This is a genomic window from Blastococcus saxobsidens (genome assembly GCF_010682065.1).
GTDB classification, from domain to species: Bacteria; Actinomycetota; Actinomycetes; order Mycobacteriales; family Geodermatophilaceae; genus Blastococcus; species Blastococcus saxobsidens_B.
Window position 1 is genome coordinate 1 of the sequence record NZ_JAAGWG010000005.1, and the last position, 6,117, is coordinate 6,117.

7 protein-coding genes are annotated in these 6,117 nt (G+C 75.4%); 6 read left to right on the forward strand and 1 reads right to left on the reverse strand.

The window, feature by feature from the left end; translation table 11 throughout:
- Positions 1-46: 46 nt before the first annotated feature.
- On the reverse strand, positions 47-676 hold the full coding sequence (locus GCU60_RS04130) for a TetR/AcrR family transcriptional regulator (protein WP_163202522.1): 630 nt from the start codon (positions 674-676) through the stop codon (positions 47-49).
- A gap of 104 nt (positions 677-780) precedes the next feature.
- Here GCU60_RS04130 and paaA point away from each other — a divergent pair, with 104 nt between their 5' ends.
- From paaA to GCU60_RS04160, 6 genes are all read left to right on the forward strand, one after another.
- Entirely contained in the window at positions 781-1,755 is a 975-nt protein-coding gene (gene paaA, locus GCU60_RS04135; protein ID WP_163202524.1) for a 1,2-phenylacetyl-CoA epoxidase subunit PaaA, read from the forward strand.
- Positions 1,748-2,119, forward strand: a complete 372-nt coding sequence (paaB, locus tag GCU60_RS04140) for a 1,2-phenylacetyl-CoA epoxidase subunit PaaB (protein WP_163202526.1) — start codon at positions 1,748-1,750, stop codon at positions 2,117-2,119. The genes paaA and paaB overlap by 8 nt, the downstream gene beginning before the upstream one ends.
- 48 nt (positions 2,120-2,167) lie before the next feature.
- Positions 2,168-3,079 (forward strand): 1,2-phenylacetyl-CoA epoxidase subunit PaaC, encoded by a 912-nt coding sequence (paaC, locus tag GCU60_RS04145; RefSeq protein ID WP_163202528.1) that lies wholly within the window; start codon positions 2,168-2,170, stop codon positions 3,077-3,079.
- Positions 3,080-3,092: 13 nt separating this feature from the next.
- Positions 3,093-3,638 carry a 1,2-phenylacetyl-CoA epoxidase subunit PaaD gene (paaD, locus tag GCU60_RS04150; RefSeq protein ID WP_345770384.1) on the forward strand — a complete coding sequence of 182 codons (546 nt, stop codon included), beginning with the start codon at positions 3,093-3,095 and terminating at the stop codon, positions 3,636-3,638.
- A gap of 7 nt (positions 3,639-3,645) precedes the next feature.
- A complete protein-coding gene (gene paaE, locus GCU60_RS04155) occupies positions 3,646-4,725 on the forward strand; it encodes a 1,2-phenylacetyl-CoA epoxidase subunit PaaE (RefSeq protein ID WP_163202532.1) in 1,080 nt (359 codons plus the stop codon).
- A gap of 386 nt (positions 4,726-5,111) precedes the next feature.
- Positions 5,112-6,117: YihY/virulence factor BrkB family protein (locus tag GCU60_RS04160; protein ID WP_163202534.1), on the forward strand; the 1,006-nt coding region annotated here is incomplete at its 3' end.

The following is a 6,117-nucleotide window of genomic DNA, read 5'->3' on the forward strand; positions in this document are numbered from 1 at the left end:
CCCGCCCAGCCTCGACCACGCAGGCCCCGAGATTGGGAGACACGCCCTAGGGCCGCCGGGTCCGCAGGCCGTCGAAGGCGGTCGAGAGGACCGCGTCAGCGAGCTCCTCCGGGGACAGCACGCCCCCGGGCCGGTACCACTCGGTCAGCGAGTTCACCGCCCCGAACAGCAGCCGGGCGACCACCGCCGGGTCGACGTCGGCCCGCACGTCCCCCTGCGCCACCGCCTCCCGCACCAGCCCGGCGACCAGCCGGTCGAAGTCCCGCCGGCGCTGCAGCGCCGCCCGCTCCACGTCGGTGTTCCCGCGCACCCGCAGCAGCAGGGTGACCGCGGGCAGTTCCGCGGCGAGCACGCGCACCGAACCGCGCACCACGTGCTCCAGCCGGCCGATGGCCCGGCCCGTGGTGGCACCCGGCTCCGCGGTGACGGCGAACAGCCCGTCCATCGCCCGCTCCAGCGCCAGACGCAGGAGCTCACCCTTGCCGGCGACGTGGTGGTAGATCGCCGCCTTGGTCACGCCGAGCCGGCCGGCCAGCTCCTCCATGCTCGCCGCCTCGTAGCCGCGCTCGATGAACAGCTCGGCGGCGACGGCCAGCAGCGAGTCCAGCGAGTGCCCGGGCCGGCCCCGCCGCCCGGGACGGACGACGCCGTCCCCCGGCTGCCCCTCGGCGCTCATGTGCCCACCTTCCCCCGATTCCCGGCCGACCCCTCCTTGTGGCGACGCGTGGTCTGCGTCACACTATTCCTGACCGCACGGTCAGTAAATGCCCAGGAGGTGCGATGCCCGCCCCCGCGCTGGACTCCCCCACCGACGCCACGGTGGCCGACGAGCGGCGCCTGCAGGAGCTGTTCGACGCCACCATCGCCGCCGAGCACCGCATCGAGCCGCGCGACTGGATGCCCGAGGGCTACCGCAGGACGCTGATCCGCCAGATCGCCCAGCACGCGCACTCGGAGATCATCGGCATGCAGCCGGAGGGCGACTGGCTGCTGGCCGCCCCCAGCCTCCGTCGCAAGGCCATCCTGCTGGCCAAGGTGCAGGACGAGGCCGGCCACGGCATGTACCTCTACTCCGCCGCCGAGACGCTGGGCGCCGACCGTGCCGATCTGACCGACAAGCTCATCGAGGGCCGGCAGAAGTACAGCTCGATCTTCAACTACCCGACGCTGACGTTCGCCGACGTCGGGGTCATCGGGTGGCTGGTCGACGGCGCGGCGATCTGCAACCAGGTGCCGCTGTGCCGCTCCTCCTACGGCCCGTACGCCCGGGCGATGATCCGGGTCTGCAAGGAGGAGTCCTTCCACCAGCGGCAGGGCTACGAGCTGCTGATGACGATGATGCGCGGCTCCGACGAGCAGCGGGCGATGGTGCAGGACGCCGTCGACCGGTGGTGGTGGCCCTCGCTGATGATGTTCGGCCCGCCGGACACCGACAGCCCGAACTCGGCGCAGTCGACGGCCTGGGGCATCAAGCGGCACAGCAACGACGAGCTGCGCCAGCGGTTCGTGGACATGACCGTGCCGCAGGCGGAGTTCCTCGGCGTCACGCTGCCCGACCCCGACCTGGCGCTGGACGCGGCGACCGGGCGCCACCGGTTCGGCCCGCTCGACTGGGACGAGCTGAAGCGGGTGATCAGCGGGCAAGGCCCCCGCAACGCCGAGCGGATCGCCCGGCGCCGGGCCGCGCGGGACGACAACGCCTGGGTGACGGAGGCCGCCACGGCCTACGCCGCGAAGAGGACGGGCCATGTCTGACCTCACCGCCGAGGGCGGCCACGGCGCCAGAAACACCCCGTCCCCCCCACCCCTCGCAGGCTCGGGGCGGGCCCCTGGACGGGGCCGCGACTGGCCGCTGTACGAGGTGTTCGTGCGCGGCAAGCGGGGGCTCAACCACGTGCACGTCGGCTCGCTGCACGCTCCGGACGACGAGATGGCGGTGCACGCGGCCCGCGACGTCTACACCCGGCGCAACGAGGGGGTGAGCATCTGGGTGGTGAAGGCGGCCGACATCACCGCATCCAGCCCGGACGAGAAGGACCCGATGTTCGCGCCCAGCGGCGACAAGGTCTACCGGCACCCGACCTTCTACGAGATCCCGGACGGCGTCCCGCACATGTGAAGGCCCCCTCCCACGAAGGGGCCGTTCCAGCACGTCACGAGGAGAGGCATGGCGCACGAGGAGACGGTGTACGACGCGCTGGGCCTGGCCCACGGCGGCGAGGGTCAGTGGGCGTTCGGCACCGGGTTCGACGACCCGCTCGCCGGCGTCGACACCACCGTGCCCGAGGGCGTCGACCACGCCGACCTCGGCGCGTACTGCCTCATGCTCGGCGACGACGCGCTCGTGCTCGCCCAGCGCCTCACCGAGTGGATCACCGCCGCGCCCGAGCTCGAGGAGGAGGTGGCGCTGGCCAACATCGCGCTGGATCTCCTCGGCCAGGCCCGGCTGCTGCTGGCCCGCGCCGCCGCCGCGGGGGTGCTCGGCCGGAGCCGCGCGCACGCCTCGCCCTCGATCCCCGACGAGGACGCCCTGGCCTACTTCCGGGATGCCGACGAGTTCCGCTGCACGGCGCTGGTGGCGGCGCCGAACGGGGACTTCGGGCAGACCATGGTCCGGCTGCTGGCCGCGACCACGGCCCGGCTGGCGGTGCTGGACCGGCTGCGCGCCAGCCGTGACCCGGTGCTGGCCGCCGTCGCCGCCAAGGGCGTGCACGAGCTCACCTACCACCGCGACCACGCCGCCCGCTGGGTGCTGCGCCTCGGTGACGGCACCGCGGAGTCGCACCGCCGCACCCAGGCCGGCGCCGACGCGGTGTGGCCGCTGCTCGCCGACGTCTTCTCCCCCACCGGGGTCGAGCGTCGACTGGCCGCCGCGGGGGTGGCCGTCGACCCGGGGGACGTCCGCGCGGAGGTCACCGACGTCCTCGCCCGGGTGCTCGAGCGGGCCACGCTGCGGGTGCCGCCGGAGCCCGCCGAGGCACCGCCCTCGGGCCGCGCCGGCCGGCACGGCCCCGAGCTCGCAGAGCTGCTCGCCCGCCTCCAGGGGCTGGCCCGTCAGCACCCGACGGCGACGTGGTGAGGCGGTGGGTGCGGTGAGCAGGACAGGCCGGACGAAGCGGCGCGCCGAGGCGGACGGGCCCGGGATCGCCGACGCGCGGGCGGTCGCCGCCGCCGTCGTCGACCCCGAGCTGCCGATGCTCACGCTGGCCGACCTGGGCGTCCTGCGCGACGTGCGCGCCGAGCCGGACGGCACCGTCGTCGTGGAGATCACCCCCACCTACACCGGCTGCCCGGCGGTGGGCGTCATGCGCGCGGACCTGCTGCACGTCCTGCACTCCGCGGGGTTCCCCGACGTCGAGGTGCGCACCGTGCTCGCACCCCCCTGGACCACCAACTGGATCACCGAGGCCGGGCGCCGCGCCCTGGCCGCCGCCGGCATCGCGCCGCCCGGGCCGGCGCCGCTGCGTGCCGACGGGCCGGTCCCGCTGGACCTCGGCCCGACGCGGCGGACCGCCGACTGCCCGCTGTGCGGGAGCGCGGACACCGAGCAGACCAGCGAGTTCGGCGCCACCGCCTGCACCGCCCTGCGCCGCTGCCGGGAGTGCCGCGAGCCCTTCGAGCACCTGAAGGAGATCTGAGGCGGCCATGACCCAGTCCCCGCCCCGCCGGCGTCCCGTGTTCCACCGCCTGGCGGTGGCCGACGTCCAGCAGCTCACCGACGACGCCGTCGCGGTCACCTTCGCGGTGCCCCCGGAGCTGGCCGAGGACTACCGGTTCCGCCCCGGCCAGGCGCTGACGCTGCGCCGGGTCGACGGCGGGCGCGACGAGCGGCGCTCCTACTCGATCTGCGCCCCCGCCGGCGCCCCGCCGCGGGTGGGCGTGCGCGAGGTGCCGGGCGGATTCTTCTCCTCCTGGCTCGTGCACGAGGTGCGGCCCGGCGACGAGATCGAGGTGCTGCCGCCGTCGGGGACCTTCACCGCCGACCTCGACGGCCCCGCCGACCACGCGTTCGTCGTCGCCGGTTCCGGGATCACCCCCGCGCTCTCGCTGGCGGCGACCGTGCTCGGCGACGGCGAGTCGACGGTGACCGTCCTCTACGGAAACCGGCGCACCGGCACCGTCATGTTCGCCGACGAACTGGCCGACCTGAAGGACCGCTACGGGCCCCGCCTGCAGCTGGTGCACGTCCTCTCCCGGGAGCCGCGCGACGCCGAGCTGACCAGCGGCCGGCTCGACGGCGACCGGCTGAGCGCCCTGCTCGGCGCCCTGGTGGACGTCGAGGGCGTGGACCACTGGTGGCTGTGCGGCCCGCACGGCCTGGTGACCGACGCCCGCGCGGTGCTGACCGGCCTGGGCGTGCCGGCCGAGCGGGTGCACCAGGAGCTCTTCCACGTCGACGACGTGCCACCCCAGCCGGTCCGGGGTGACGAGCAGACGGTGGCGGGACCCAGCAGCCAGGTCACCGTCGTGCTCGACGGCCGGACGACGACGCTGGCCCTGCCGCGCGGCGTCCCCGTGCTCGACTCGGCCCAGCGGATCCGGTCGGACCTGCCCTTCGCCTGCAAGGGCGGGGTCTGCGGCACCTGCCGCGCACGGGTCACCGACGGGCAGGTGGAGATGCGCCGCAACTACGCGCTGGAGCCCGGCGAGGTGGCCGCCGGCTACGTGCTCACCTGCCAGTCCCTGCCGCTGTCGGACCGGGTCACGGTCGACTTCGACAGCTGACCCGGCCCCGGGCGGGGCGACGACCGCCGGTGCGCGGGCAGCGACTTCGGGGAACTCGCGCCCTGGCGGGCCGCGTGGAGGACGACTTCCCCGAAGTCGTGGGCAGGCCCGGCGCCCGGCTGCCCGGGACGCCGAGTGCGGCGGACGAGGGCTCCGACACGCCGTCCAGGGCCCTTCTTCCCCGCACCAGGGCCATCCCGCGGCGACGGCCGCCGGACCGGGCAGCCGCCGCCCCGGCGTGGTCGGGCTCCATGTCGATCGCGTGACGAGCCGCATCCCCGCCTGCGCACCGGGCATGTCTCGCGGGTCCGATGTCCCGCGCAGACCCGAGGAGGCCGCATGTCCCGCCGTGGCACCGCGGCCCCGGAGGGACCGGAGCCCTCCCGATGAGCTCGGTCGCCCGGGTCCCGGAGGCGTCGCAGGACGCCGGGAGCCCGGTCACCGCCCGCGAGGCGTGGTCCGGGATGCGGGCCGACGGTGCCCGCACCGCCGGCCGCGCCGTGGCGTCCCGCTTCCGGTACGGGGACGGCTTCTCCCACGCCCGCGCGCTCGCCTTCCAGCTGGCGCTCGCCGCGCTCCCGCTGGTCATCGCCGTCATCGGGCTGGCCGGCGCCTGGGAAGCTGCCTCGGTCCGGCTGGTGCTGAGCCGCACGGTGCTGCAGCTGACCCCCGGCGCGTCCGACGCCCTGCTGCGCCGCACCCTGCCGTCGGGCGACACCTCGCTGGGCACGGCCGCCCTGCTGCTGGCCACCACCTCCGCGCTGGTGGCCCTCGCGACGGCCATGGCCCAGGTGGAGCGGGGCGCCAACCGCATCTACGGCATCCAGCGCGACCGCCCCTCGGTCGAGAAGTACCGCCGCGCGCTGGCGCTGTCGGTGCTGGCGGGCTTCCCCCTCATGACCGGCTCGCTGCTGATCCTCACCCGGGAGGCCTTCGCCGAGGCCGTGGAGAGCGTGTACGCCCTGGACGACGACCTGGTCGGGGCGTGGACCGGCCCGGCCGGGCTCGTCCTGGTCGTGGTCTCGCTCATGGTCATGCTGCGTCGGGCACCGGCGCGGCAGCAGCCGCACTGGCCGGTCCTCCTGGTCGGCAGCGTCCTCACCGTCGGCGCGTGGACCGGCCTCACCCTCCTGCTGGCCGGATTCCTGCACCTGTCCACCGGCTTCGGTTCGGTGTACGGACCGGTGACCGGCGTGATCGCCCTGCTGCTGTGGGCGCAGCTGTCGGCGACCGCCTTCTTCTTCGGCGTGGCCGTCTCCGCGGAGCTGGAGATGGCTGCCCATCGAGCCCGGCGGCAGCCGGCCGGCCCGGAGGGAGCGCGCACCGGCGGCGCGCCGCCCGGCACCCGGACGCCGCCCGGCCATCCCCCCGGCCATCCCCCCGGCCATCCCC

Excerpts from the sequence above, each read along its gene's own strand:
- paaB (WP_163202526.1), top strand. The coding sequence starts at position 1,748 with ATGTCTGACCTCACCGCCGAGGGCGGCCACGGCGCCAGAAACACCCCG.
- paaA (WP_163202524.1), top strand. The coding sequence starts at position 781 with ATGCCCGCCCCCGCGCTGGACTCCCCCACCGACGCCACGGTGGCCGAC.
- paaE (WP_163202532.1), top strand. The coding sequence starts at position 3,646 with ATGACCCAGTCCCCGCCCCGCCGGCGTCCCGTGTTCCACCGCCTGGCG.
- paaC (WP_163202528.1), top strand. The coding sequence starts at position 2,168 with ATGGCGCACGAGGAGACGGTGTACGACGCGCTGGGCCTGGCCCACGGC.
- GCU60_RS04130 (WP_163202522.1), bottom strand. The coding sequence starts at position 676 with ATGAGCGCCGAGGGGCAGCCGGGGGACGGCGTCGTCCGTCCCGGGCGG.